The following is a 25,192-nucleotide window of genomic DNA, read 5'->3' on the forward strand; positions in this document are numbered from 1 at the left end:
TCCTTAACGATCTTTCGGGTCGAGGGCATCACGCAGGCCATCGCCGATAAAGTTAAAACAAAACAGGGTGACGACCAGGAAACCTGCCGGATAGAGCAGTAACCAGGGTGATACTTCCATTGAGTTTGCCCCATCGCTCAGCAGCGCGCCCCAACTGCTGAGTGGCTCCTGCGTGCCGAGCCCCAGGAAGCTCAGGAAGGATTCAAACAGGATCATGCTTGGCACCAGCAGTGAGGCATAAACCACCACCACGCCCAGCACGTTAGGAACGATATGGCGAACCACGATATTACTGGTTGATACGCCCCCTACCTGTGCCGCTTCGATAAACTCTTTACGCTTGAGGCTCAGGGTCTGGCCGCGCACGATACGGGCCATATCCAGCCACGACACCATCCCGATGGCCACGAAGATCAACAGGATGTTCTGTCCGAAGAAGGTCACCAGCAGGATGACGAAGAACATAAACGGGAAGGAGTTCAGGATTTCCAGCAGACGCATCATCACCGAGTCAACTTTACCGCCAAGGTAGCCTGAGAGCGCACCGTAGAGCGTCCCCACGATCACCGCCACCAGCGCAGCTGCAATGCCGACCATCAGCGAGATACGACCGCCGATCGCCACGCGCACCAGCAAATCACGGCCGGATGAATCGGTACCGAAATAGTGGCCGGACTCCACATCAGGCGCGCTGGACATCATGCCCCAGTCCGTATCGAAATAGGTAAATTGCGACAGCATCGGCGCCAGGGTAACAAACAGCGCGATGATCACCAGTACAACCAGGCTGGCGACCGCCGCTCGGTTGTGCATAAAGCGGCGGCGCGCGTCCTGCCAGAGGCTACGACCTTCTACTTCCAGTTTTTCACTGAAGTTTTCCAGCGCCTCGCTGTTTTTCTTACTCAACATCATGGCGTGCTCCAGCGTTAGTAACGGATTTTCGGGTCGATAACGGCATACAGCACATCGACAACGGCGTTAAAGAGAATGGTCAGCGCGCCCACGAGGATCGTGAGGCTCAGAACAAGCGAGTAGTCACGGTTAAGCGCCCCGTTAACAAACAGCTGACCAATGCCCGGCAGGCCATATATCGTTTCAATGACCATTGAACCCGTAATGATGCCGACGAATGCCGGTCCCATATAGGAAAGGACAGGCAGCAGCGCTGGCTTGAGCGCGTGGCGGAAGATAATCCGGCGCATCGGCAGCCCTTTCGCGCGCGCGGTACGAATGAAGTTAGAGTGCAGCACTTCGATCATTGAACCACGGGTAATACGCGCAATACTGGCGATGTACGCCAGCGATAATGCCACCATCGGCAAAATCATGAACTTCAATGCCCCGCCGTTCCAGCCGCCACCGGGCAGCCATTTCAGCGTGATGGCAAATATCATCACCAGTAATGGCGCGACAACGAAGCTGGGTATGACTACCCCGGTCATTGCCACCCCCATTACGGCATAATCCCATTTGGTATTTTGTCTGAGCGCGGCGATAACGCCTGCGGTGACCCCGAGAACGACGGCCAGAATGAATGCCGCAGCACCCAGTTTTGCCGATACCGGGAAGCTGGAGGCCACCAGGTCGTTAACGGAATAGTCTTTATATTTAAATGACGGTCCAAAATCACCGTGCGCCAGCTGCTTCAGATAGTTGAAGTATTGGGTGGTGATGGGATCGTTCAGGTGATACTTCGCTTCGATGTTGGCCATGACTTCTGGCGGCAACGTACGTTCACCGGTAAATGGACTTCCCGGTGCGAGACGCATCATAAAGAAGGAAATCGTAATTAGAATAAATAACGTTGGTATCGCTTCTAGACAGCGACGCAGGATAAATTTCAACATTGCCCGTACCTTCTGGCGTGTGCCTGATGAATGTTACAAAGTAGACACAGTGGGGCAAGCCAGGCCTGCCCCACGTATTGCCATTAATGCTTGATAATATAAAGATTCTTAACGGAAATATTATCCAACGGGTCTTTACCGGTATAACCCCCTACCCACGGTTTCACCAGGCGGGCGTTAACGTAGTAGTAAACCGGTACAATTGCAGAGTCTTTATCGAGCTGTTCTTCTGATTTCGCGTACAGATCTGCGCGCTGCGCATCGTCAGACACTTTCAGCGTTTCAGCGATGATCTTGTCGAACGCCGGGCTCTTATAGTGCGCCGTGTTGTTTGAACTGTCGCTGAGCATGGTGTTCAGGAAGGATGTCGGTTCGTTATAGTCCGCACACCAGCCTGCACGCGCCACGTCGAAGGTTCCCTGATGACGCGTATCGAGGAAGGTTTTCCATTCCTGGTTTTCCAGCTTAACGTTCACGCCCAGGTTTTTCTTCCAGATAGACGCGACGGCAATCGCCAGTTTTTTATGCAGATCTGACGTATTGTAAAGCAGGTTGAAGGTCAGAGGCTTGTCTGCGGTATACCCTGCTTCAGCCAGCAGTTTTTTCGCTTCTTCGTTGCGTTTTTCCTGAGACCATTTGAACCATTCAGGCTCAACCAGTTTCATTCCATCGGTATAAGGAGGCGTATAGCTGTACGCCGGCAGATCGCCCTGGTTTTTCACTTTGTTCACGATGATATCGCGATCCAGTGCCAGCTTCAGCGCAGTACGAACGCGTACGTCGGTGAACGGTGCTTTCTGGTTGTTGATTTCGTAGTAATAGGTACACAGGTACGGATCGACGTGAACTTCTTTCGGGATCTCTTTTTTCAGCTTCTGGAACAGTTCAATCGGCATGTTGTTATAAGTCATGTCGATTTCACCGCTGCGGTAGCGGTTAACGTCGGTCACTTCGGAAGAAATTGGCAGGTAGGTGACCTGATTAATCACGGTCTTCGCGTTATCCCAGTACTGCGGGTTACGCTCCAGCACCATACGTTCGTTGACCACCCAGTCTTTCAGCTTATAGGCGCCGTTGGTCACGATATTGGCAGGCTGCGTCCATTTTTCACCAAATTTTTCTACAGCGGATTTTGGTACCGGGGAGACGGACGGGTGAACCAGCAGCTTATAGAAGTACGGAACAGGTTCGCTCAACGTCACTTCAAAGGTATTGGCATCGATTGCCTTCACGCCCAGGTCGGTGACCGGTTTTTTACCGGCGATGATGTCATCGATATTGGCGATGTGGCCATACTGCAGATAGCTCGCATAAGGAGAGGCGGTATTTGGGTTCGCCAGGCGCTGCCAGCTATACACGAAATCTTCGGCGGTAACCGGTGTTCCGTCGGACCATTTGGCATCTTTACGCAGATGGAAAGTCCAGACTTTGAAATCTTTATTTTCCCACTTTTCTGCCACACCCGGTGCCGGGTGGCCGTCTACGTCAGTGACCAGCAGACCTTCGAACAGATCGCGGTTAACGTTCGACTCAGGAACACCTTCAATTTTATGCGGGTCAAGAGATTGCACTTCCGCACCGTTGTTACGCACCAGCGTCTGCTTCTCAGCCAGTTGCACACCTGCAGGCACGTCCGCAGCCATTGCAGCGTTGCCCGCGATTAGCGCAGTTAAAATCCCCGCCGCTACCAGATTTTTTTTTGTGATGATGGACATTGTGTTGGTACTCCACTCATTATAATTACTGGCTTTCGCCAGCTGTCTAATCCCCTGTTGGGGCCTGTACAGCGCAGGAGTTTTTTTGCTGCTGTCAGGTTCTTTTTTTACTTCTTGCTATCACCGACTTTTTTTATTACTGACCGCTCGTATGGCCGTCTTGCGTCGATTCTTTACAGGCCTCCCCTGTTTGAGACCTGTGCTGGATATCTGAGAAGAGGACTATATGAAAATAATTCTCATCTGATTGTTTTATGCTGCAAAATAGTAGGCCGGAAAGTATCAAATGGCGTAATCACGCGCCAATACATTTTGCAAATTTGTTAAGCAATTCTCTTTTACAGTGAGTGCTGTAGCATTGGTGGCAGCCCTTCCAGACGTTGAATATCACTAAAAAGACATGATATTCAATAATATAGAGAAAATCATCTCTACAAGCGCGTCGCTGCGCTATCATCGAGTGGTTTTGTACAATAATTTAACAATTGATTATTATTTAGCACATTCGTCTAACGGAATGTTGAAATTACTAATATCATTTCGGTTATCTCTCAGCAAGCCCCAGAGTATCATGTGAGTAAAATAACAGATCGTTCGAAGATTTTATGTGCAGGCGGGCCGTAGCGAAATGCATAACTCTATGAAATATATGAGATGAACATTATTAGTAGAATTTATTATGATATGTGAGCATTTCAACTTTAGTTATATGATTTGCTGATAATTACGTAAAAAAAACGGCGCCGCAGCGCCGTTCTTTCATATGAAATATTAGTGTAACAAGCCGGAGAAAATGCTTTTAATACCCGTGACGATAAACTCAATCCCTAATGCCATCAGCAACAGACCCATGATACGCGTAATAACGTTAATGCCGGTCTGCCCCAGCCAGCGCACCAGCCACGGCGCCATTCGGAATACGCCCCAGCAACAGAGCGCGAAAACGGCAATGGCAACCGAAAAACCAATCAGGTGCATGAGGCTATGGTAGCGCGTGCCCCAGACAATGGTAGAACTGATGGCACCCGGCCCCGCCATCAGAGGTAGCGCCAGCGGAACCACGCCGATACTTTCGCGGATAGCGGTCTCCGACTTCTCCTGCTTATTCTGTTTGTCCTCACCCAGCTTACCGCTGATCATGGACATCGCAATGGTCACCACCAGGATGCCGCCGGCAATACGGAAGGAATCGATCGAGATGCCGAAGAGCTGAAGAATAGCGTCACCGAGAAACAACGAAGTGAGCAAAATGATCGCCACAGACAGGTTAGCGGTAAGATTGGTTTTGTTCCGGGCCGCCGCCGTCTGGTAACTGGTCATACTAATGAAGACAGGGATGATCCCCACCGGATTGACCAGGGCAAACAAACCGATAAAAAATTTGAAATACGTTGGAAAATCAAAGAGCGATTGGATCACGTTTTGCTCCGCTATTGCGCATGCCCGGGACTGACTACGTTGTCATGAAAAATCGCGCTGAAGATACGCTTTTTATTAGCATACTTCACCAGAAATCTGTGCCAAAACGTTAGCATTTCAGAATGTTAAACATATGTTGAGTCAATGATAGCGCCACTTCCAATAGTTACTTAATTAATTAACAGTGGAAAAATATCCATTAAATAACCCTGCTGAAAGGTATCAGCTTGGTAGAAAATTGACGCAGATCATGATTTTCGTACTCAGAAGTGAGTAATCTTGATTACGCCCCCAGGGAGGTCACCTGACAAAAAGGGATGATGCTAAGGTAAGGCTCTTTTAGTAAATTAGTGTACTGGAGCATAAAGTAACTCTTTGTTTTACTTTATGTAACGCAAGTCGTATTGGCACTGTCTATACTGTCTGACGTATCGAGCGCTGGTTTACTAAAAGAGTTTAAACATTATCAGGAGAGCATTATGGCTGTTACTAATATCGCTGAACTGAACGCCCTCGTCGAGCGCGTTAAAAAAGCCCAGCGTGAATATGCCAATTTCACCCAAGAACAGGTTGATAAAATCTTCCGCGCGGCCGCTCTGGCTGCTGCAGATGCTCGAATCCCTCTCGCTAAAATGGCCGTTGCCGAATCTGGCATGGGTATCGTTGAAGATAAAGTGATCAAAAACCACTTTGCTTCAGAGTATATCTACAACGCCTATAAAGATGAGAAAACCTGTGGCGTTCTGTCTGAAGACGACACCTTCGGGACTATCACCATCGCCGAACCTATCGGCATCATTTGCGGTATTGTTCCAACAACTAACCCAACTTCAACGGCTATCTTCAAATCACTGATCAGCCTGAAGACCCGTAACGCAATCATCTTCTCTCCACATCCACGTGCGAAAGACGCGACAAATAAAGCAGCAGACATCGTTCTGCAGGCAGCAATTGCTGCGGGCGCGCCAAAAGATCTGATTGGCTGGATCGACCAACCTTCTGTTGAGCTGTCCAACGCGCTGATGCATCACCCGGACATTAACCTGATTCTGGCGACCGGTGGTCCTGGTATGGTTAAAGCAGCATATAGCTCCGGTAAACCAGCAATCGGTGTAGGCGCCGGTAACACCCCAGTTGTTATCGATGAAACCGCTGACATCAAACGTGCTGTTGCATCTGTTCTGATGTCTAAAACCTTCGATAACGGCGTTATCTGTGCATCTGAACAGTCTGTTGTTGTTGTTGATTCCGTGTACGATGCAGTACGCGAACGTTTCGCGAGCCACGGCGGCTACCTGCTGCAAGGCAAAGAGCTGAAAGCGGTTCAGGACATCATCCTGAAAAATGGCGCGCTCAACGCCGCTATCGTGGGTCAGCCGGCCTATAAGATCGCTGAACTCGCAGGCTTTACCGTTCCGGCAACCACCAAGATCCTGATCGGTGAAGTTAAAGTTGTCGACGAAAGCGAGCCGTTTGCTCACGAAAAACTGTCTCCAACGCTTGCTATGTACCGTGCGAAAGACTTCGAAGACGCGGTAGAGAAAGCCGAGAAGCTGGTTGCCATGGGCGGTATCGGTCACACTTCATGTCTGTATACCGACCAGGATAACCAGCCTGAGCGTGTTGCCCACTTCGGCCAGATGATGAAAACTGCCCGTATTCTGATTAACACCCCTGCTTCTCAGGGTGGTATCGGCGACCTGTATAACTTCAAACTCGCACCTTCCCTGACTCTGGGTTGTGGTTCCTGGGGTGGTAACTCCATCTCTGAAAACGTTGGTCCTAAACACCTGATCAACAAGAAAACCGTTGCTAAGCGAGCTGAAAACATGTTGTGGCACAAACTTCCGAAATCTATTTACTTCCGCCGTGGCTCTCTGCCAATCGCGCTGGATGAAGTGATTACTGATGGCCACAAACGTGCGCTCATCGTGACTGACCGTTTCCTGTTCAACAACGGCTACGCTGACCAGATCACCTCTGTACTGAAAGCGGCTGGCGTTGAAACTGAAGTGTTCTTTGAAGTTGAAGCTGACCCTACCCTGAGCGTTGTGCGCAAAGGCGCTGAGCTGGCTAACTCCTTCAAACCAGATGTGATTATCGCACTGGGTGGTGGTTCCCCAATGGACGCCGCGAAAATCATGTGGGTTATGTACGAACATCCGGAAACCCACTTCGAAGAGCTGGCGCTGCGCTTTATGGACATCCGTAAACGTATCTACAAGTTCCCGAAAATGGGCGTGAAAGCGAAAATGATCGCAGTCACCACCACTTCCGGTACCGGTTCTGAAGTGACGCCATTCGCGGTAGTAACAGATGATGCAACCGGTCAGAAATATCCACTGGCTGACTACGCGCTGACGCCAGATATGGCTATCGTTGATGCCAACCTGGTCATGGAAATGCCGAAATCACTGTGTGCGTTCGGTGGTCTGGATGCGGTGACTCACGCGCTGGAAGCTTACGTTTCTGTGCTGGCGTCTGAGTTCTCTGACGGTCAGGCTCTGCAGGCTCTGAAACTGCTGAAAGAAAACCTGCCAGCGTCCTACAACGAAGGTTCTAAAAACCCTGTAGCACGTGAACGCGTCCACAGTGCAGCAACCATCGCCGGTATCGCGTTTGCAAACGCCTTCCTGGGTGTTTGCCACTCTATGGCACACAAACTGGGTTCTCAGTTCCACATTCCTCACGGTCTGGCGAACGCCCTGTTGATCAGCAACGTTATCCGCTATAACGCCAACGACAACCCAACCAAGCAGACTGCGTTCAGCCAGTACGACCGTCCGCAGGCACGTCGTCGTTATGCTGAAGTCGCTGACCACCTTGGTCTGAGCGCACCGGGCGACCGTACTGCTGCGAAGATTGAGAAACTGCTGGCATGGCTGGAAAGCCTGAAAGCTGAACTGGGTATTCCTAAATCTATCCGTGAAGCAGGCGTTCAGGAAGCTGACTTCCTTGCTCACGTAGACAAGCTGTCTGAAGATGCATTCGATGACCAGTGTACAGGTGCTAACCCGCGCTACCCACTGATCTCCGAGCTGAAACAGATTCTGCTGGATACCTACTACGGTCGTGAGTTCAAAGAAGGTGACGTTGCAGCTGTTAAAACAGAAGCTCCGGTCATTAAAGCTGATAAGAAAGCGAAGAAAAGCGCTTAACTGACAGCCTGATGAAAAAACCCGCCTGAATGGCGGGTTTTTTTATGTCTGAATAACAGCAGATATTATTTTCGGTTATCGTGCTGAATCGCCGTCAGCGAGCCTACGGACAACGCTTCCTTATAATGCTTACGGCAGACCGACACATAGCGCTCATTACCGCCTATCACCACCTGCTCACCATCCGCATAAGGTTTTCCGGCCTGGTCGAGACGCAGCACCATGCTGGCTTTGCGGCCGCAGAAGCAGATAGTCTTCAGTTCAACCAGTTTATCCGACCAGGCGAGCAAATACTGGCTTCCTGCAAACAGCTCCCCGCGGAAGTCCGTACGCAAGCCATAGCAAAGGACGGGGATATCAAGCTCATCGACCACTTCTGAGAGCGCATGAACCTGTTCTCGCGTCAGGAACTGACTCTCATCAACCAGAACGCAATGAATGGGCTCTGAAGTATGCGCAGCCCGGATGTCCTCCAGCAGGTCAGTTTGCGGGTTAAATAGCCTGGCAGGCGACGAGAGGCCTATTCTGGAACTCACCTTCCCTGCACCGAAGCGATCGTCGATTTCAGCCGTATATACAACGGTACGCATCCCCCGCTCCTGGTAATTGTAGGAGGATTGCAGCAGTGCGGTGGATTTCCCTGCATTCATTGCCGAATAGTAGAAATAAAGTTGTGCCATTGGCCGTAAAACCCTAATCAATGTGTAATATTCCCGATGAGTCATTGTACCATATTTTGTCTGGTCATCAGTGACAGGCCGCACAGACGATGCCGCACAGAGCGAGACAACACGCCCTGTTTTAACGAAAATAATCCGTTAAAACAGAGAGTAAAGTCAGTTGCGCTGGGGAATATGTTATATGGTTAGCCAAACATAACACTTCTTTTTATAGTGGAATCCGCGTTCATTAAAATTCACTATTTATTAACTATTCCAGCCTTAACGCTGCTGCCTGGAACTAATACAAAAGGCTGATATTTATCCGCCGCAACTATAATTCCTGCGGTAAATGTCACAAAAAAAGATGCAAGCGGCCGGGTTAAGCAGGTTTACGTGATAACAAGCGAGACTGGCGACGAGGAAATTTAAGTTAGCGTAATTAATAATAGCGGCTTTATTTAGTATTTTTTGAATTCCTTACATTGCTGGCTATTGCACAACTGAATTTATGGCTCTATTATTAGGTCAACAAACCACCCCCCATTATAAGTTTGAGATTACTACAATGAGCGAAGCACTTAAAATTCTGAACAACATCCGTACTCTTCGTGCGCAGGCAAGAGAATGTACCCTTGAAACGCTCGAAGAAATGCTGGAAAAATTAGAAGTTGTAGTTAATGAACGCCGTGAAGAAGAAAGCGCTGCTGCTGCTGAAATCGAAGAGCGTACACGTAAACTGCAGCAATATCGTGAAATGCTGATTGCTGATGGTATCGATCCAAATGAATTGCTGAACAGCATGGCTGCAGCTAAAACCGGCACCAAAGCAAAACGCGCTGCCCGTCCTGCTAAATATAGCTACGTTGACGAGAACGGCGAAACTAAAACCTGGACTGGCCAGGGCCGCACTCCTGCTGTAATCAAGAAAGCCATGGATGAGCAAGGTAAACAGCTGGATGACTTCCTGATCAAGGATTAATCTTGTTGAATTCAGAAAAATCCCGCTTTATGCGGGATTTTTTTTAACCACAATTTATCGCAAACATCCTCTTACACTCCGTCATAAAGCGTTATTCGGCTATTTAGCTTTGCTTACAATCAGGCATCTCCTGGCGTCTTACGGGCATAAAAAAACCGGTGGGGAGTGCCACACCGGTTTCAGACATTTACACCCAGGGTTATTTCTTAATACCCATACTCTCTTTGAGCCAGGCTTTAAATTCTTCACCCAGCGTGTTGTGGCGAATGCCATATTCAACGAATGCCTGCATATAACCGAGCTTATTACCGCAGTCATGGCTCTTACCTTTCATATGGTAAGCCTCAACGGTCTCTTTCTCGATCAGCATATCAATGGCATCCGTCAGCTGGATTTCATCACCCGCTCCTGGAGGCGTTTTCGCCAGCAGAGGCCAGATTTCAGCACTCAGGACATAGCGACCCACTACCGCCAGATTAGACGGCGCCACGGCAGCTTTAGGCTTCTCTACAACACCAACCATTGGCACGCTTTCGCCTGGCTCAAGGTTCACGCCTTTGCAGTCAACCACACCGTAAGCCGTCACGTCTTCAACAGGTTCAACCATGATTTGGCTGCAGCCCGTTTCGTCGAAGCGATGGATCATCTCAGCCAGGTTATCCTGAGAAAGATCGGATTCGTATTCATCCAGAATAACGTCAGGCAGAATGACCGCGACAGGCTCATCACCCACAACAGGATGTGCGCACATAACCGCGTGGCCCAGACCTTTCGCCAGCCCCTGACGAACCTGCATAATAGTAACGTGTGGAGGGCAAATAGACTGAACTTCTTCTAACAGCTGACGCTTAACGCGTTTTTCCAGCATGGCTTCGAGTTCAAAACTTGTATCGAAGTGGTTTTCGATAGAGTTTTTTGATGAATGCGTAACCAGCACAATTTCAGTAATGCCAGCCGCGATACATTCGTTAACGACATACTGGATTAATGGCTTATCAACCAGAGGCAGCATCTCTTTAGGGATCGCCTTAGTTGCTGGTAACATCCTGGTCCCCAATCCCGCTACCGGGATGACGGCCTTTCTGACTTTCGAATTTAGGGCAGCCATTCAAATTCTCCTGAGCTGTTCAAGTTTTGAACTTTTATGCAATAAATAACGCGTTGAGTATATCAGCCTCGCCCCGCAATCCGGGTCTGAAAAGAACGCGTTGCCGATCAATTAGGACAAATACGCATGAATCTGGGCAGCGATAGTAGCACTCCCGAGAAAACACAGGTAAAGCAATCTTAAAATTAAGATCCAATTGCTTATTCCGTGGACAACATTAAGCGTAGCCGTCCTCCGGCGCCCCAAATTTGGCACTGCCAGGAGGAACAGCGATGGCTAATTTGATTAAGATACGCCGTTCCCAGTGTCCCAAGCGGCACGCCGTTACTTACCTGAATATGATGTTCGCCGGTATTCAGTGACGCGTTGAGACCTGCTGAAACGAGGATAAGATTCTTTAAGCCACTGTGGTAATAACCGACCAACAGTGGAAACTGTCCGGGCAAATTAGCCTGGCGAAAAAGCTGGTTTACCTGTTTGAGTAAACTGCCTAACTCAGGAAGCCGTTGCCCCTGATGCGATAACTGTTCTTGCAATAAACCATTAAATAGCGCACGAAGTAACAATGCGGCTAATACGCCATTATCCCCTGCACGTGTGACATCCAGAGAATAAAATGCGAGATCAGAATCCGACAGCGGCGCGATATCCAGCACCAGCCCGGGCTGGTCAGCTGCCATCAGCTGACGATAATTTACGCGGCAGTGGGAAATAGTTTGCTGCACGGGAGGTTGAAGTTCTTGCAACAGTTTCGCCGCGGCAGGTGGATTACTCACCAGCGCATCCCAGTCCTGAAAAAGACGTTCCTCTTCCTCAACCCGGGAATTAAACATATTTGGATAAAGACAGGCTAATACCGTTTCACGCAGCCGGTTGAGATCCTTAACGGGTTTAAGCAGGATATCCTGAACGCCCAGCCGCAAAGCTTTAGCAATATCCGCCATATTCTCTGTCGCCGAGATCACCAGAATGGGCATCTGATCGCCCTCATTGCGAAGATGCTCAACCAGCTTGAGTCCATTCATTCGCGGCATCGCGATGTCGCAAATCATCAGGTCGGGCGTGATGCGAGTCATTTTTTCCAGCGCATCGATGCCATCTTCAGCCAGAGAAGTGTTTGCTCCCAGTGATGATAACCACGAATCCAGTAGCGATCGGAAAACGGGCTCGTCTTCAACAATCAAAATGTGTTTTCCGGCCAATGGCTGCGTCATGGTTCCTCCCCTGGCTGACAGTTACTAAATAGTGGCATGCTATCGGCACTATCGCCTGTCAGATTTTGCTGAAGTAGTCAAAAAAAGGTGCTTAACGTGCGGTTCGCACAAAAGGCAGCAACTCATCTATTTTCTTTTCGACGGCTAGCGAGCCCGCTGCGATGGCGGCCTCAGCCCGATGGAAATCAAGGGTAGAGATTTGCGGACAGTATGGCTGAATAAGAATATCCGGAGGATCGCCTGCCATACGGTTACGCTTAAGGCGATTCTCAAGAACCTGAATTGAGGTGGTCATAATTTCCATCGCCGTCGGTGCAGCTATTGAGCGTCGTGCGGCGAGGCGGCCAATTCTTCCGCGCAAACGTGCGTGCCAGGCAAGCTTCTCGACTTCGGCATCTTCGTTCTGGAGGTTGACCGGCATAAGGTCTTGCTGCATCAGGTGAGCGTCGTGCTGTAAATCCACGGCGATAACGATGTCGGCCCCCATGGCACGCGTCAGAGAGATGGGGACCGGGTTAACGACGCCACCATCGACAAGCCAGTAACCGTTATGGGGTACAGGGGCCATTAATCCAGGGATACTGCACGAAGCACGCACGGCAAGGTGAATATCCCCTTCGGTGAGCCAGAGTTCACGGCCTGTGCTGAGATTGGTTGCGACGGCGCCGAATGGCATCTGACAATCAGTGAAGTCTTCGAGAGGCATAACCTGGCGGAACTGGTTAAAGACGCGTTCACCGCGCAACAGTCCACCGCGCTGCCAGGAGAGGTCCATCAGACGCAGCACATCCCAATAGCTGAAGGAGCGCACCCAGCTTTCAAGTTCCGGGAGCTTGCCGCACGCGTAGGCAGAGCCGACAAGCGATCCGATTGAACACCCTGCAACGATATCAACGTCAACGCCCATCTTGTTTAAGGCATTAATAACGCCGATATGAGACCATCCCCGGGCTGCACCTGAGCCCAGCGCCAGTCCAATTTTAACCTTTCTCATTAGCCCTGTTTTACTTCCCCTGGATTCCTGACATAGCGTCAACGCAACTGCTCAGTTAACATAGCGCTACCCGAAGCGTTTTACGCCCTTATTTTTTGTTCCAGGAAGAGAATCGTGTCTCAACTCTGCCCCTGTGGTAGCGCTCTGGAGTATAGCCTATGTTGCCAGCGATATCTTTCTGGCGATCAGGTTGCACCGGACCCGTCACACCTCATGCGTTCACGGTATACTGCTTTTGTGATCAAAGACGCAGACTACCTGATAAAAACCTGGCATCCGTCCTGCCACGCCGCCGATTTCAGACAGGAGATCGAAGCCGGGTTCGCCAACACCCATTGGCTTGGGCTTACCGTCTTTGAATCGTCCCCCGGCAGCCATGACGACGAAGGCTTTGTCAGCTTTGTTGCCCGTTTCACCGAGAACAATAAGCCCGGCGCCATTATCGAGCGTTCCCGGTTCTTAAAGGAAAGCGGGCAGTGGTATTATATTGACGGTACGCGCCCACAGTTTGGTCGTAACGATCCCTGCCCTTGTGGTTCAGGTAAAAAATTTAAAAAGTGTTGCGGGCAGTAACGCCTGACAACCCAGACTTCGCAAATACAAACAGGATTTCCCGGCGATGCAATCATTACAACGTAAAGTTCTGCGCACTATCTGCCCCGATCAAAAAGGGCTTATCGCACGAATTACCAACATTTGTTACAAGCATGAACTGAATATCGTGCAGAACAACGAGTTCGTTGACCACCGTACCGGTCGTTTCTTCATGCGTACCGAGCTGGAAGGCATTTTCAACGACACCACCCTGCTGGCCGATCTGGACAGCGCGCTGCCGGAGGGCTCCGTGCGTGAGCTGAATCCTGCGGGCCGCCGTCGCATTGTGATTCTGGTGACGAAGGAGGCTCACTGCCTGGGCGATCTGCTGATGAAAGCCAACTACGGTGGCCTTGATGTGGAAATTGCTGCCGTAATCGGCAACCATGAAACCCTGCGTACGCTGGTTGAACGGTTTGATATCCCGTTTGAGCTGGTGAGCCATGAGGGCCACACCCGTGAAGAGCACGACAACCTGATGGCTGCTGCCATTGAAGCGCATAACCCAGACTACGTGGTGCTGGCAAAATACATGCGCGTGTTGACGCCTTCCTTCGTGGCCCGCTTCCCGAACAAAATTATCAACATTCACCACTCGTTCCTGCCGGCCTTTATTGGCGCGCGTCCTTATCACCAGGCGTACGAGCGCGGCGTGAAGATCATTGGCGCTACCGCACACTACGTAAATGACAATCTGGATGAAGGTCCCATCATCATGCAGGACGTCATTCACGTGGATCACACCTACACCGCAGAAGATATGATGCGCGCCGGACGTGACGTTGAGAAGAATGTACTGAGCCGCGCGCTGTATCAGGTGCTGGCGCAGCGTGTCTTTGTCTACGGTAACAGAACCATCATTCTTTAATCTTTCGGAAAATGAATTGATTAGCTTTGCGCCTTTGCGGATAAAAAGCAGGCAAACAACTTCATTTCCCTAAAGGAATGCTTTACAGGGGCGTCTCATTTGATATGATGCGCCCCGCTTCCAGCAGGAAGCAGGCCAGTAAAAAAAGTATTACCCCGTGGTGGGGTTCCCGAGCGGCCAAAGGGAGCAGACTGTAAATCTGCCGTCATCGACTTCGAAGGTTCGAATCCTTCCCCCACCACCATCTCTCAGCACGACCTCAAAATTTGAATTACCCCGTGGTGGGGTTCCCGAGCGGCCAAAGGGAGCAGACTGTAAATCTGCCGTCATCGACTTCGAAGGTTCGAATCCTTCCCCCACCACCATCACTTCCAAATGACGCTAAACTTTCCGTTCGCGCTGAACATCATATATTCCCGTAACGGGGAAGGAATTATCCGTAGGCCGGGTTAAGGCGCAGCCGCCACCGGGCGACAGACGACTACATTGGCGGCAAACGACGCTTCACCGGCGAACTTTTCACAATCGACGTATTACACTGGGCATGCTCCGCCAGCCCGTCCAGCAGCGCATCCAGTTGCTCTATCGATCGCACCACCAGCCTGATGACGAAGCAGTCCTCCCCGGTCACCTTGTCGCTCTCAATACACTCCGGCATCGCCTGGATGTATTTATCTACCTTATGCAACAGCCCCGGCAAAGGCCGCACGCGCACCAGCGCCTGCAGGGTATACCCCAGCGCCGCGAGGTTCACCCGTGCGCCATACCCCTGAATCACACCGCGCTCTTCCAGCCTTTTCAGGCGTTCTGCCGTGCTGGGGGAAGTCAGGCCGATTCGGCCGCTGAGCACCTTCAAAGACATGCGCGCATCTTCTACCAGGCAGGCTAAAATTTGCCGATCGATATCATCAATAAGGTATTCCACTCGTTTCACCTAATTTAAAAAAGCAGTTAACACCTTCAACCTTATCTCACCCCTGTTAAACCCGACAGCGATTTTCGACAATAGCGTTATTAATCAGGAGGTGAATGATGCGTGATTTACATAAAGGCGTCTGGCAGATGAGCCTGGCGATGTTAATTTCCGGCTCTATCGGCGCGTTTGTTTTGCTCAGCGGTCTGCCGGTGACGGAAGTGGTGTTCTGGCGCTGTCTTATTGGGGCTATAGCGCTTTTTATTTTTATCCGGGTAAGTCAAAAGCCCTTTAGCCCCCTCACCCGCACCTCGCTGCTGCTGGCGATTCTCGGCGGCGTGGCTTTAGTGGTGAACTGGCTGCTGCTCTTCGCGGCCTATGAACGTATCTCTATTGGCCTCTCAACCGTGGTCTATAACACCCAGCCGTTTATGCTGGTCCTGATGGGGATGTTTTTAGGTGAACGCGTCAGCCTGGTCAAATGGGGCTGGCTATTCCTCGCCTTCGGTGGCGTGGTGGTATTGCTCTCCAGTGAGCTAACCGGCGCGCATGGCAGTGAATGGCTCACCGGAATCGGTCTGGCGCTGTCAGCGGCTTTCTTCTACGCGCTGACGGCAATCATTGCGCGGAAACTGAAAACCATCGCACCGCAGCACATCGCCTTTATCCAGGTGCTGACGGGCGTGGTGATGCTTCTGCCGCTTGCCAGCATGCCGTCATTTTCCGGTGATTTTCCCTGGCCGATCCTGCTGACGCTCGGCATCGTCCATACCGGCATTATGTACCAGCTCTTGTATAGCGCGATCCAGAAGCTGCCCACGCCTGTTACCGGCTCGCTGTCGTTTATTTATCCCGTGGTCGCCATTGTTGTCGATAATGTGGTGTTCGGACACTCGCTGAACCTGACGCAGCTTGCGGGCGGCGCATTGATCCTGTTTGCAGCAGCGGGCAACAACCTGGGCTGGGGCGAAAAAAAACCCCGCGAGTGCGGGGTGAGTATCAAAACGACGAATTAGCGACGGGCGCGTACAATCTGGTATTTGCGCGTCAGGTACTCCACCGGCGCGCTCCAGATGTGCACCAGACGGGAGAACGGGAACAGCACAAACAGCGTCATGCCCAGCACAAGGTGAACGCGGAAAATAAACGCCACACCGTCCAGGTGCTCAGACGCGCCACCGTGGAAGGTCACCACGGACTGCGCCCAGCCTACCAGCTTCATCATCTCACTTCCGTCCATATGCTGCGCCGAGAACGGAATGGTCAGCAAGCCCAGCGCACACTGCACCATCAGCAGGGAGAGGATCAGGATGTCCGCTGCGGTGGTGGTAGCACGCACGCGCGGGCTGAACAGACGACGTTTCAGCAGCAGCAGGCCGCCCACCAGGGTCATCACGCCGCAAGCACCGCCTGCGATCATCGCCATCTTCTGCTTCACTTCAATCGGCAGCCACGCTTCGTACATCCAGTGCGGCGTCAGCATCCCGAGGAAGTGGCCGGCGAAAATCCCCAGAATCCCGATGTGGAACAGGTTAGACGCGACGTGCATCCCTTTGCGATCCAGCATCTGGCTGGAGGCGGCACGCCAGGTGTACTGGCCGTAATCGTAACGCAGCCAGCTTCCCACCAGGAACACGGTGCCCGCGATATACGGGTAAATGTCAAAGAAGAACATATTCAGGAAGTGCATTAGTGCCGTCCTCCGTTAGAGATATTCAAATATTGCGGGGCAACCGCGCCGGCAAAACGACGCTGGTGAGCGGAGATTTCAGACTCGCCGCAGTTCTGGTCAGCAAAGAATTTCACCTGCTCTTCTTCCCAGACCGCGTCCAGCGCTTGTGGGGTGTCGTCGCGGGCTTCGTCCGCGATTTTCTCCGCCACTTTTTCACTGTCAACCGCGGCGTTTGCCAGCTTCACCAGCAGATCGAACAGCACCGCATAGCGGCTCTCGCGCTGCTGAAGACGCGCGCCGAGCAGCGCCAGTATCGGCGCGATGTCCTGCAGACCGCCCAGCGCCTCTTCTTTTGGCAGCTGCGCAAGGTACTCCAGATACAGCGGCAGATGATCCGGCAGCTCGCGGCTGTCCAGTTGCAGGCCGTGCTGTTCGTACTGAGCCATTAAATCCACCATCGCCTGGCCGCGGTCGCGGGATTCCCCGTGAACATGTTCAAACAACAGCAGCGACGTCGCGCGGCCACGATCGAACAGCTGGCTGTAGTCCGCCTGGGCATCGAGCAGATCGCGCGCCAGCAGATCCCGGAGGAAAACGCCCAGCGCCTGGGCATCCTCTTTATCCAGATTTTCAGATGACGCGAGTGCATCAAAGAGTTCCTGCTGATGCTGCGCAAGCGCAGCATCCGGATACTCGAGCAGACGCGAAACAATGACGAGTTCAATCATTGGTGCGGCTCCGTTTTGCTGGTCACATCCATGGCGTCGATGCGGCGGCTGTTGAACAGGTTGAATTTGCTGTCTGACCCGTGGCAACCGTCGCCAAAGGTAAAGCCACAGCCATTTTTTTCCGGGAAGGCTTCGCGGGCCAGCTCACGGTGGCTGCTCGGCACCACGAAACGGTCTTCGTAGTTAGCAATCGCCAGGTAGCGGTACATCTCCTGCGCCTGCGCTTCGGTCAGGCCAACCTCTTCCAGCGCGCGGGTGTCGTTCACACCGTCAACGGTTTCCGCACGTTTGAAGTGACGCATCGCCAGCATACGTTTCAGCGCGAGCAGAACCGGCTGGGTATCGCCTGCGGTCAGCAGGTTAGCCAGGTACTGAACCGGGATACGCAGACTTTCCACGTCCGGCAGAATGCCGTTGCTGCCCAGCTCGCCCGCGTCCGCCGCAGACTGAATCGGCGACAGCGGCGGCACGTACCAGACCATCGGCAGGGTGCGGTATTCCGGGTGCAGCGGCAGGGCCAGCTTCCAGTCCATCGCCATTTTGTACACCGGAGACTGCTGCGCCGCGTCAATCACGCTCTGCGGAATGCCGTCTTTCAGCGCCTGCTCAATCACCTTCGGATCGTTCGGATCGAGGAACACGTCCAGCTGACGCTGATACAGATCTTTCTCGTTCTCGGTGCTCGCCGCATTTTCAATCGCGTCTGCGTCATACAGCAGCACGCCAAGGTAGCGAATACGGCCTACGCAGCTCTCTGAGCAGACGGTCGGCATACCGGCTTCGATGCGCGGATAGCAGAAGATGCACTTCTCAGACTTACCGCTCTTCCAGTTGAAGTAGATTTTTTTGTACGGGCAGCCGGTGATGCACATACGCCAGCCGCGGCACTTGTCCTGGTCAATCAGCACGATGCCGTCTTCTTCACGCTTGTAGATGGCGCCGCTCGGGCAGGTCGCCACGCATGCCGGGTTGAGGCAGTGCTCGCACAGGCGCGGCAGATACATCATGAAGGTGTTTTCGAACTGGCCGTACATCGCCTTCTGCATGTTCTCGAAGTTCTGGTCTTTGGCGCGCTTTTCGAACTCGCCGCCCAGAATTTCTTCCCAGTTTGGACCGCTGGTAATTTTATCCATGCGCTGACCGGTGATCAGCGAGCGAGGACGAGCGATCGGCTGGTGTTTGCTTTCCGGCGCGTTGTGCAGGTTCTGGTAGTCGTAGTCAAACGGCTCGTAGTAATCCTCAATGCCCGGCAGGTGCGGGTTAGCGAAAATTTTACCCAGCAGCATCGCGCGGTTACCCATGCGCGGCTGCAGCTTGCCGTTGATTTTACGGATCCAGCCGCCCTTCCACTTCTCCTGGTTTTCCCAGTCGGTCGGGAAGCCGGTGCCCGGCTTGCTTTCCACGTTGTTGAACCACGCGTACTCCATACCTTCGCGGCTGGTCCAGACGTTTTTACAGGTGACCGAGCAGGTATGACAGCCGATGCATTTATCCAGATTCAGCACCATGCCGACTTGTGAACGAATTTTCATTTTACGCTCTCCTGTACCTGGTCATTACCTTCGCCGTCTAACCAGTTAATATTCTTCATCTTACGTACCACCACGAACTCATCGCGGTTCGATCCTACGGTGCCGTAGTAGTTAAAGCCGTAGGCCAGCTGTGCATAGCCACCGATCATATGGGTCGGTTTCGGCGTAATACGGGTCACGGAGTTGTGGATCCCGCCGCGCTGCTCGGTAATTTCTGAACCCGGCAGGTTCACGATACGTTCCTGCGCGTGGTACATCATGGTCATCCCGGCCGGTACGCGTTGGCTCACCACCGCACGCGCCGTCAGGGCACCGTTGCTGTTGAACACTTCGATCCAGTCGTTATCTTCGATACCCAGATCTTTGGCGTCCGTTTCGCTCATCCAGACAATCGGACCGCCGCGCGACAGCGTCAGCATCAGCAGGTTGTCGCTGTAGGTAGAGTGGATACCCCACTTCTGGTGCGGCGTCAGGAAGTTCAGCGCCTTCTCCGGGTTACCGTTCGATTTCGCGCCCATTACCGCTTTCACGGAGCGGGTGTCGATTGGCGGACGATACACCAGCAGGCTTTCACCGAAGTCGCGCATCCACTGGTGATCCTGATACAGCGACTGACGACCAGACAGGGTACGCCACGGGATCAGCTCGTGAACGTTGGTATAACCGGCGTTATAGGACACATGCTCATCTTCAAGGCCTGACCAGGTCGGGCTGGAGATAATCTTGCGCGGCTGAGCCTGGATATCGCGGAAGCGGATTTTCTCTTCCTCTTTATTCGTCGCCAGGTGCGTATGGTCACGACCGGTAAACTCACTCAGCGCCGCCCAGGCTTTTACGGCAACGTGGCCGTTGGTTTCCGGTGCCAGGGTCAGGATCATCTCTGCTGCATCAATCGCCGTGTTCAGCATTGGCTGGCCTTTCGCCGGACCGTCCGCTTTGGTGTAGTTGAGCTTGCGCAGCAGATCCATTTCGCTCTGGGTGTTCCACGCGATCCCTTTTCCGCCGTTACCGATTTTCTCCATCAGCGGGCCGATAGAGGTAAAGCGCTCGTAGGTCGCCGGGTAGTCACGTTCAACCGGAATGATGTGCGGTGCGGTCACGCCCGGGATCAGGTCGCATTCGCCTTTTTTCCAGTCCTTCACGTCCAGCGGCTGCGCCAGTTCGGCGGCGGAGTCGTGCTGGATTGGCAGCGTCACCACGTCGGTCTCTTTGCCCAGGTGGCCTACGCAAACTTCAGAGAATTTCTTCGCGATGTCTTTGTAGATATCCCAGTCGCTTTTTGATTCCCACGCCGGGTCAACGGCCGCAGACAGCGGATGAATAAACGGATGCATATCCGAGGTATTCATGTCGTCTTTTTCGTACCAGGTGGCGGTCGGCAGCACAATGTCGGAGTACAGGCAGGTGCTGGACAGACGGAAGTCCAGCGTCACCACCAGATCCAGCTTGCCGTCGAGACCGTTGTCTTTCCACTCCACCTCTTCTGGCTTCACGCCGCCCTGCTTGCCGAGATCTTTACCCTGAATACCGTTTTCGGTACCGAGCAGGTATTTCAGCATGTACTCGTGGCCTTTACCGGACGAGCCCAGCAGGTTGGAGCGCCAGATGAACAGGTTACGCGGATGGTTTTTACCGTTCTCAGGCTGTTCTGCCGCGAAACGAATTGAGCCATCCTTCAGGGATTTCACGGTGTAATCCACCGGTGACATGCCCGCTTGCTTCGCCGCTTCCGCAATGCGCAGCGGGTTAGTGCCCAGCTGAGGCGCAGACGGCAGCCAGCCCATGCGTTCAGCACGCACGTTGAAGTCAATCAGGTGGCCGCTGTAGCGGGATTTATCCGCCATCGGCGACAGCAGCTCCTGGGCAGTCACCGTCTCGTAGCGCCACTGGCTGGAGTGGTTATAGAAGTACGAGGTGCTGTTCATGTGACGAGCCGGACGCTGCCAGTCGAGGGCAAACGCCAGCGGCTGCCAGCCGGTCTGCGGTCGCAGTTTTTCCTGGCCCACGTAGTGCGCCCAGCCGCCGCCGCTCTGACCGACGCAGCCGCAGAAGATCAGCATGTTGATTAGACCGCGATAGTTCATATCGAGGTGATACCAGTGGTTCAGACCAGCACCGACGATGATCATGGAGCGACCGTGGGTCTTGTCGGCGTTTTCCGCAAATTCGCGAGCGATACGAACGATCTGCGCGCGCGGTACGCCGGTGATCTGCTCTGCCCAGGCCGGGGTGTAGGCCTTCACGTCGTCATAGCCGGTTGCGCAGTTTTCGTCGTTCAGACCGCGCTCCAGGCCATAGTTCGCCATGGTCAGGTCATAAACGGTGGTGACCAGCGCGGTAGAACCGTCGGCCAGCTGCAGGCGCTTAACCGGCAGCTTATGCATCAGAACGTTTTTCAGTTCAACCTTGTTGAAGTGCTCTGAACCTTCACCGCCAAAGTACGGGAAGCCGACCTCAGCGATCTCGTCCTGGCTACCCAGCATGCTGAGACGCAGTTCGGTCTCTTCACCTGTGGTGCCGTTGCGTTGCTCAAGGTTCCACTTGCCCTTCTCGCCCCAGCGGAAGCCGATTGAGCCATTAGGCGCCACCAGCTCGCCGTTGCTGTTATAGGCAACGGTTTTCCACTCAGGGTTATTTTCCTGGCCCAGCGCATCCACCAGATCGGCAGCGCGCAGCGTGCGGCCAGCGGCATAGTAGCCGTCACGCTCTTCGAGCATCACCAGCATTGGCATGTCGGTGTAGCGACGCACGTAGTCGGTGAAGTACTGGCTTGGCTTATCAAGGTGGAACTCACGCAGCATGACGTGGCCCATCGCCATTGCCATCGCGGCATCGGTACCCTGTTTCGGCGCCAGCCACAGGTCGCAGAGCTTGGCGATTTCCGCGTAGTCCGGGGTGACCGCCACGGTTTTGGTGCCTTTGTAACGGACTTCAGTAAAGAAGTGCGCGTCCGGGGTACGGGTCTGCGGAACGTTTGAGCCCCAGGCGATGATGTAGCTGGAGTTGTACCAGTCGGCGGATTCCGGCACGTCGGTCTGCTCGCCCCAGGTCTGCGGAGAGGCAGGCGGAAGGTCACAGTACCAGTCGTAGAAGCTCAGGCAGGTACCGCCGATAAGAGACAGGTAACGCGCGCCGGAGGCGTAAGAAACCATCGACATCGCCGGGATGGGCGAGAAGCCCGCCACGCGGTCAGGACCGTAGGTTTTGACGGTGTAGACGTTGGAGGCGGCAATCAGCTCGTTCACCTCTTTCCAGGATGAGCGAACGAAGCCACCGCGACCGCGAGCCTGCTTGAAGCTTTTTGCTTTGTCGGCATCTTCAATAATGGACGCCCAGGCATCAACCGGATCGCTGTGCTGAACTTTCGCTTCACGCCACATCTTCATCAGGCGTTTGCGCATCAGCGGGTATTTCAGGCGGTTGGCGCTGTAGAGATACCAGGAGTAGCTGGCACCACGCGGGCAGCCGCGCGGTTCGTGGTTAGGCATGTCCGGACGGGTGCGCGGATAGTCAGTCTGCTGCATTTCCCAGGTCACCAGACCGTTTTTAACGAAAATCTTCCAGCTACATGAGCCAGTGCAGTTCACGCCGTGGGTAGAACGGACGACTTTGTCATGCTGCCAGCGCTGACGGTAACCGTCTTCCCAGTCCCGGTTGGTATCCAGAACCTGGCCGTGCCCATCGGCAAAAGTTTCACCCTTCTGTTTGAAGTAGCGAAACCGGTCCAAAAATTTGCTCATCGGGTATCTCCTGTATGGAGCCTGTGGCTCTCTAAATCGACATTGCTGATTTGCAGCGAAGGTAACGCCCTGAAAGAGGAGGAGAATTGATAACGATCAAGACGAAGAGGGACTTTAAAAGGAGGGGTTAGGCTAAATACCACCAAAGCGGTATACTTTTAATGTGAATAACCAAATGATTTATAAAGAGATTTACGATTCATCGTACAATAACCCCGGCAAAATTTAACATCTCAGGTATTAAGGGGTAGACCCACCTGTAAAGCGATGGCGATCACAGTGTTACCTGCAAACGTCTGCTGTGAAAAGCATCAGTATGTTGTAACTATAATGCGGGTTAAAAAAAACGCGGCCCAAAGGCCGCGTAAACGGATAATCAAACTTACTTATTTTTTTTGGTATTACGGCCATATACCAGCCACGTAATCACAACGCAGGCGATATAGAAGACGAGAAAGACTTTCATGGCGCCAGCCGGAGAGCCGGTCAGATCCAGAGAGATACCAAACGCTTTGGGGATAAAGAAGCCGCCAATTGCACCAATGGCAGAGATAAAGCCCAGGGCCGCAGCCGTATCCGTCGCCGCCTCACGCATGGCCTGCTCGTCACTTCCGCCCTGCGCCTTAACGCGATCCATCGTCAGCTTGCGGAAGATCACGGAGATCATCTGGAAGGTGGACGCACTCCCCAGCCCGGCCGTCAGGAACAGCACCATAAACACGCCGAAGAAGGCAATGAAGTTACCGCCCTGCCCGTCAGCAGGCAACGTCAGGAACAGCAGCGCGCAGAAGACCGCCATCACAACGAAGTTCACCAGCGTTACGCGGGTACCGCCCAGGCGGTCAGACACCATGCCGCCCAGCGAACGAGCCAGCGCGCCAATAAACGGACCGAAGAAGGCGAATTGCAGGATCTGCACGTCGGGGAACTGGGTTTTCGACAGCATGGCGAAGCCCGCAGAGAAGCCGATGAACGAACCGAAGGTAGCCAGATAAAGCAGCGCCATTACCCAGAGGTGACCACGTTTCAGTACCGGAAGCTGTTCGCTCAGGGATGCCTTCGACGCGGTCAGATCGTTCATAAAGAACCATGCCGCGAGGGTGAAGACCACCAGGAACGGAACCCAAATCCAGGCCGCATTCTGCAGATAGAGGGAAGAACCATCCGCCTGCTCAACGCCACCGCCGCCAAAGGCCGCAAAAATAGAAACTGAAATCGCCAGCGGCGCAATCAGCTGCATCACGCTCACGCCCATGTTACCCAGGCCGCCGTTAATACCCAGCGCGCCGCCCTGCTTCGCTTTAGGGAAGAAGAAGCTGATGTTTGCCATGCTGGAGGCGAAGTTAGCCCCAGCGAAACCGCACAGCAGGGAGATAATCACGAACACGCTGAACGGCGTGGAGGTGTCCTGCACCGCAAAGCCCAGCCACACGCAAGGGACGATCATGATACCCGTACTGAACGCCGTCCAGCGACGACCGCCGAATACCGGGACCATAAACGCATAAGGTACACGCAGCAGCGCGCCCGAAAGCGACGGCAGCGCGGTCAGCATAAACAGCTGATCGGTCGTAAACGTAAACCCTACTTTCGGTAGGTTTACCGCGACCGCGCTAAACAACATCCATACGCAAAACGCTAAAAGCAGACACGGAACGGAAATCCACAGATTTCGGCTTGCTACACGATGGCCGCGCTGTTGCCAGAACGCCGGATCCTCTGGACGCCATTCAGTAATAACGGCACCATTATCCCTTTCGGGAGCGGATGAGTGACTCATAGACACCTCTGATTCTCGAATGATGCTGCAAACATTAGGGTTTTAGAGCGGCGGTAAGTTGATATAAATCAAAGGAAAAGTGGAAGGATTTGCGGCCTGAAAAAAGCCCTCATCCTTAGTGAGTAGGATATATCGGTAAAAAAGACGTGGTTTTTCACGGTGCTGTCGATTCCCTGCTCCTTCCTCCCCCTCCCCCTTACTCCTTTGGCAATTTAGGAGTAATCCTTTATTGGTATGGGTATACTCCAGGGTATGCACCAGAATAGCGC

Annotated in this window: 19 protein-coding genes and 2 tRNA genes; 7 read left to right on the top strand and 14 right to left on the bottom strand. The window is 52.9% G+C overall.

Annotated features, from left to right (window positions below):
* Nucleotides 1–3 precede the first annotated feature (3 nt).
* The 4 genes from oppC to D5066_RS09735 form a co-directional block, all read right to left on the bottom strand.
* Complete coding sequence (oppC, locus tag D5066_RS09720; RefSeq protein WP_080329346.1) at nucleotides 4–912, bottom strand: oligopeptide ABC transporter permease OppC; 909 nt, start codon at nucleotides 910–912, stop codon at nucleotides 4–6.
* A gap of 14 nt (nucleotides 913–926) precedes the next feature.
* A complete protein-coding gene (gene oppB, locus D5066_RS09725; protein WP_028013429.1) occupies nucleotides 927–1,847 on the bottom strand; it encodes an oligopeptide ABC transporter permease OppB in 921 nt (306 codons plus the stop codon).
* Between the two features lie 83 nt (nucleotides 1,848–1,930).
* Nucleotides 1,931–3,562, bottom strand: a complete 1,632-nt coding sequence (gene oppA, locus D5066_RS09730; RefSeq protein ID WP_080329347.1) for an oligopeptide ABC transporter substrate-binding protein OppA — start codon at nucleotides 3,560–3,562, stop codon at nucleotides 1,931–1,933.
* A 771-nt stretch (nucleotides 3,563–4,333) separates the two neighbouring features.
* A complete protein-coding gene (locus D5066_RS09735; RefSeq protein WP_119915820.1) occupies nucleotides 4,334–4,981 on the bottom strand; it encodes a YchE family NAAT transporter in 648 nt (215 codons plus the stop codon).
* A gap of 479 nt (nucleotides 4,982–5,460) precedes the next feature.
* On the opposite strand from D5066_RS09735, the gene adhE reads away from it, so the two are divergent.
* A complete protein-coding gene (gene adhE / locus D5066_RS09740; RefSeq protein ID WP_119915821.1) occupies nucleotides 5,461–8,139 on the top strand; it encodes a bifunctional acetaldehyde-CoA/alcohol dehydrogenase in 2,679 nt (892 codons plus the stop codon).
* A 65-nt stretch (nucleotides 8,140–8,204) separates the two neighbouring features.
* Here adhE and tdk read toward each other — a convergent pair whose 3' ends face one another.
* A complete protein-coding gene (tdk, locus tag D5066_RS09745) occupies nucleotides 8,205–8,819 on the bottom strand; it encodes a thymidine kinase (RefSeq protein WP_080329349.1) in 615 nt (204 codons plus the stop codon).
* Nucleotides 8,820–9,366: 547 nt separating this feature from the next.
* Here tdk and hns point away from each other — a divergent pair.
* Entirely contained in the window at nucleotides 9,367–9,780 is a 414-nt protein-coding gene (hns, locus tag D5066_RS09750; protein WP_008502781.1) for a histone-like nucleoid-structuring protein H-NS, read from the top strand.
* Between the two features lie 199 nt (nucleotides 9,781–9,979).
* On the opposite strand, the gene galU is transcribed toward hns, so the two are convergent.
* The 3 genes from galU to rssA form a co-directional block, all read right to left on the bottom strand.
* Nucleotides 9,980–10,888 (bottom strand): UTP--glucose-1-phosphate uridylyltransferase GalU, encoded by a 909-nt coding sequence (gene galU / locus D5066_RS09755; RefSeq protein WP_080329350.1) that lies wholly within the window; start codon nucleotides 10,886–10,888, stop codon nucleotides 9,980–9,982.
* Between the two features lie 200 nt (nucleotides 10,889–11,088).
* The gene (gene rssB, locus D5066_RS09760; RefSeq protein WP_119915822.1) at nucleotides 11,089–12,102 is read right to left on the bottom strand and encodes a two-component system response regulator RssB; all 1,014 of its coding nucleotides are present in this window, start codon (nucleotides 12,100–12,102) and stop codon (nucleotides 11,089–11,091) included.
* 91 nt (nucleotides 12,103–12,193) lie between these two features.
* Nucleotides 12,194–13,096: a patatin-like phospholipase RssA gene (gene rssA, locus D5066_RS09765; protein ID WP_119915823.1), complete on the bottom strand. Its 903-nt coding sequence runs from the start codon at nucleotides 13,094–13,096 to the stop codon at nucleotides 12,194–12,196.
* Nucleotides 13,097–13,210: 114 nt separating this feature from the next.
* Between rssA and D5066_RS09770 the strand changes: the two genes are divergently transcribed.
* The 4 genes from D5066_RS09770 to D5066_RS09785 all read left to right on the top strand — a co-directional run bounded on the left by D5066_RS09770 (nucleotide 13,211) and on the right by D5066_RS09785 (nucleotide 14,923).
* The gene (locus D5066_RS09770) at nucleotides 13,211–13,669 is read left to right on the top strand and encodes a YchJ family protein (RefSeq protein ID WP_080329353.1); all 459 of its coding nucleotides are present in this window, start codon (nucleotides 13,211–13,213) and stop codon (nucleotides 13,667–13,669) included.
* A 46-nt stretch (nucleotides 13,670–13,715) separates the two neighbouring features.
* Entirely contained in the window at nucleotides 13,716–14,558 is an 843-nt protein-coding gene (gene purU / locus D5066_RS09775; RefSeq protein WP_003856715.1) for a formyltetrahydrofolate deformylase, read from the top strand.
* A gap of 159 nt (nucleotides 14,559–14,717) precedes the next feature.
* Nucleotides 14,718–14,802, top strand: a tRNA-Tyr gene (locus D5066_RS09780).
* A gap of 36 nt (nucleotides 14,803–14,838) precedes the next feature.
* A tRNA-Tyr gene (locus D5066_RS09785) sits at nucleotides 14,839–14,923 on the top strand.
* Between the two features lie 116 nt (nucleotides 14,924–15,039).
* Here the strand turns inward: D5066_RS09785 and D5066_RS09790 are convergent.
* The gene (locus D5066_RS09790; protein WP_041909598.1) at nucleotides 15,040–15,483 is read right to left on the bottom strand and encodes an Lrp/AsnC family transcriptional regulator; all 444 of its coding nucleotides are present in this window, start codon (nucleotides 15,481–15,483) and stop codon (nucleotides 15,040–15,042) included.
* Nucleotides 15,484–15,590: 107 nt separating this feature from the next.
* Here D5066_RS09790 and D5066_RS09795 point away from each other — a divergent pair, with 107 nt between their 5' ends.
* Nucleotides 15,591–16,487 carry a DMT family transporter gene (locus D5066_RS09795; RefSeq protein WP_119915824.1) on the top strand — a complete coding sequence of 299 codons (897 nt, stop codon included), beginning with the start codon at nucleotides 15,591–15,593 and terminating at the stop codon, nucleotides 16,485–16,487.
* Here the strand turns inward: D5066_RS09795 and narI are convergent.
* The 5 genes from narI to D5066_RS09820 form a co-directional block, all read right to left on the bottom strand.
* Entirely contained in the window at nucleotides 16,484–17,161 is a 678-nt protein-coding gene (gene narI / locus D5066_RS09800) for a respiratory nitrate reductase subunit gamma (protein ID WP_021240339.1), read from the bottom strand. The two genes, D5066_RS09795 and narI, sit on opposite strands and share 4 nt — an antisense overlap.
* Nucleotides 17,161–17,871, bottom strand: a complete 711-nt coding sequence (narJ, locus tag D5066_RS09805; protein WP_119915825.1) for a nitrate reductase molybdenum cofactor assembly chaperone — start codon at nucleotides 17,869–17,871, stop codon at nucleotides 17,161–17,163. Before narJ ends, narI begins: the two co-directional genes overlap by 1 nt.
* A complete protein-coding gene (gene narH, locus D5066_RS09810) occupies nucleotides 17,868–19,403 on the bottom strand; it encodes a nitrate reductase subunit beta (protein WP_119915826.1) in 1,536 nt (511 codons plus the stop codon). The genes narJ and narH overlap by 4 nt, the downstream gene beginning before the upstream one ends.
* Nucleotides 19,400–23,143 (bottom strand): nitrate reductase subunit alpha, encoded by a 3,744-nt coding sequence (locus tag D5066_RS09815; protein WP_080329357.1) that lies wholly within the window; start codon nucleotides 23,141–23,143, stop codon nucleotides 19,400–19,402. Before D5066_RS09815 ends, narH begins: the two co-directional genes overlap by 4 nt.
* A gap of 382 nt (nucleotides 23,144–23,525) precedes the next feature.
* On the bottom strand, nucleotides 23,526–24,923 hold the full coding sequence (locus D5066_RS09820) for a NarK family nitrate/nitrite MFS transporter (protein WP_119915827.1): 1,398 nt from the start codon (nucleotides 24,921–24,923) through the stop codon (nucleotides 23,526–23,528).
* Between the last annotated feature and the right edge of the window lie 269 nt (nucleotides 24,924–25,192).

The organism is Enterobacter chuandaensis (genome assembly GCF_003594915.1).
Taxonomy (GTDB): domain Bacteria; phylum Pseudomonadota; class Gammaproteobacteria; order Enterobacterales; family Enterobacteriaceae; genus Enterobacter; species Enterobacter chuandaensis.

Coding starts and splice junctions, on each gene's coding strand:
- rssB (WP_119915822.1), bottom strand. CDS start 12,102: ATGACGCAGCCATTGGCCGGAAAACACATTTTGATTGTTGAAGACGAG.
- narH (WP_119915826.1), bottom strand. CDS start 19,403: ATGAAAATTCGTTCACAAGTCGGCATGGTGCTGAATCTGGATAAATGC.
- D5066_RS09795 (WP_119915824.1), top strand. CDS start 15,591: ATGCGTGATTTACATAAAGGCGTCTGGCAGATGAGCCTGGCGATGTTA.
- oppB (WP_028013429.1), bottom strand. CDS start 1,847: ATGTTGAAATTTATCCTGCGTCGCTGTCTAGAAGCGATACCAACGTTA.
- oppA (WP_080329347.1), bottom strand. CDS start 3,562: ATGTCCATCATCACAAAAAAAAATCTGGTAGCGGCGGGGATTTTAACT.
- hns (WP_008502781.1), top strand. CDS start 9,367: ATGAGCGAAGCACTTAAAATTCTGAACAACATCCGTACTCTTCGTGCG.
- adhE (WP_119915821.1), top strand. CDS start 5,461: ATGGCTGTTACTAATATCGCTGAACTGAACGCCCTCGTCGAGCGCGTT.
- rssA (WP_119915823.1), bottom strand. CDS start 13,096: ATGAGAAAGGTTAAAATTGGACTGGCGCTGGGCTCAGGTGCAGCCCGG.
- D5066_RS09815 (WP_080329357.1), bottom strand. CDS start 23,143: ATGAGCAAATTTTTGGACCGGTTTCGCTACTTCAAACAGAAGGGTGAA.
- purU (WP_003856715.1), top strand. CDS start 13,716: ATGCAATCATTACAACGTAAAGTTCTGCGCACTATCTGCCCCGATCAA.
- oppC (WP_080329346.1), bottom strand. CDS start 912: ATGATGTTGAGTAAGAAAAACAGCGAGGCGCTGGAAAACTTCAGTGAA.
- narI (WP_021240339.1), bottom strand. CDS start 17,161: ATGCACTTCCTGAATATGTTCTTCTTTGACATTTACCCGTATATCGCG.
- narJ (WP_119915825.1), bottom strand. CDS start 17,871: ATGATTGAACTCGTCATTGTTTCGCGTCTGCTCGAGTATCCGGATGCT.
- tdk (WP_080329349.1), bottom strand. CDS start 8,819: ATGGCACAACTTTATTTCTACTATTCGGCAATGAATGCAGGGAAATCC.
- galU (WP_080329350.1), bottom strand. CDS start 10,888: ATGGCTGCCCTAAATTCGAAAGTCAGAAAGGCCGTCATCCCGGTAGCG.
- D5066_RS09820 (WP_119915827.1), bottom strand. CDS start 24,923: ATGAGTCACTCATCCGCTCCCGAAAGGGATAATGGTGCCGTTATTACT.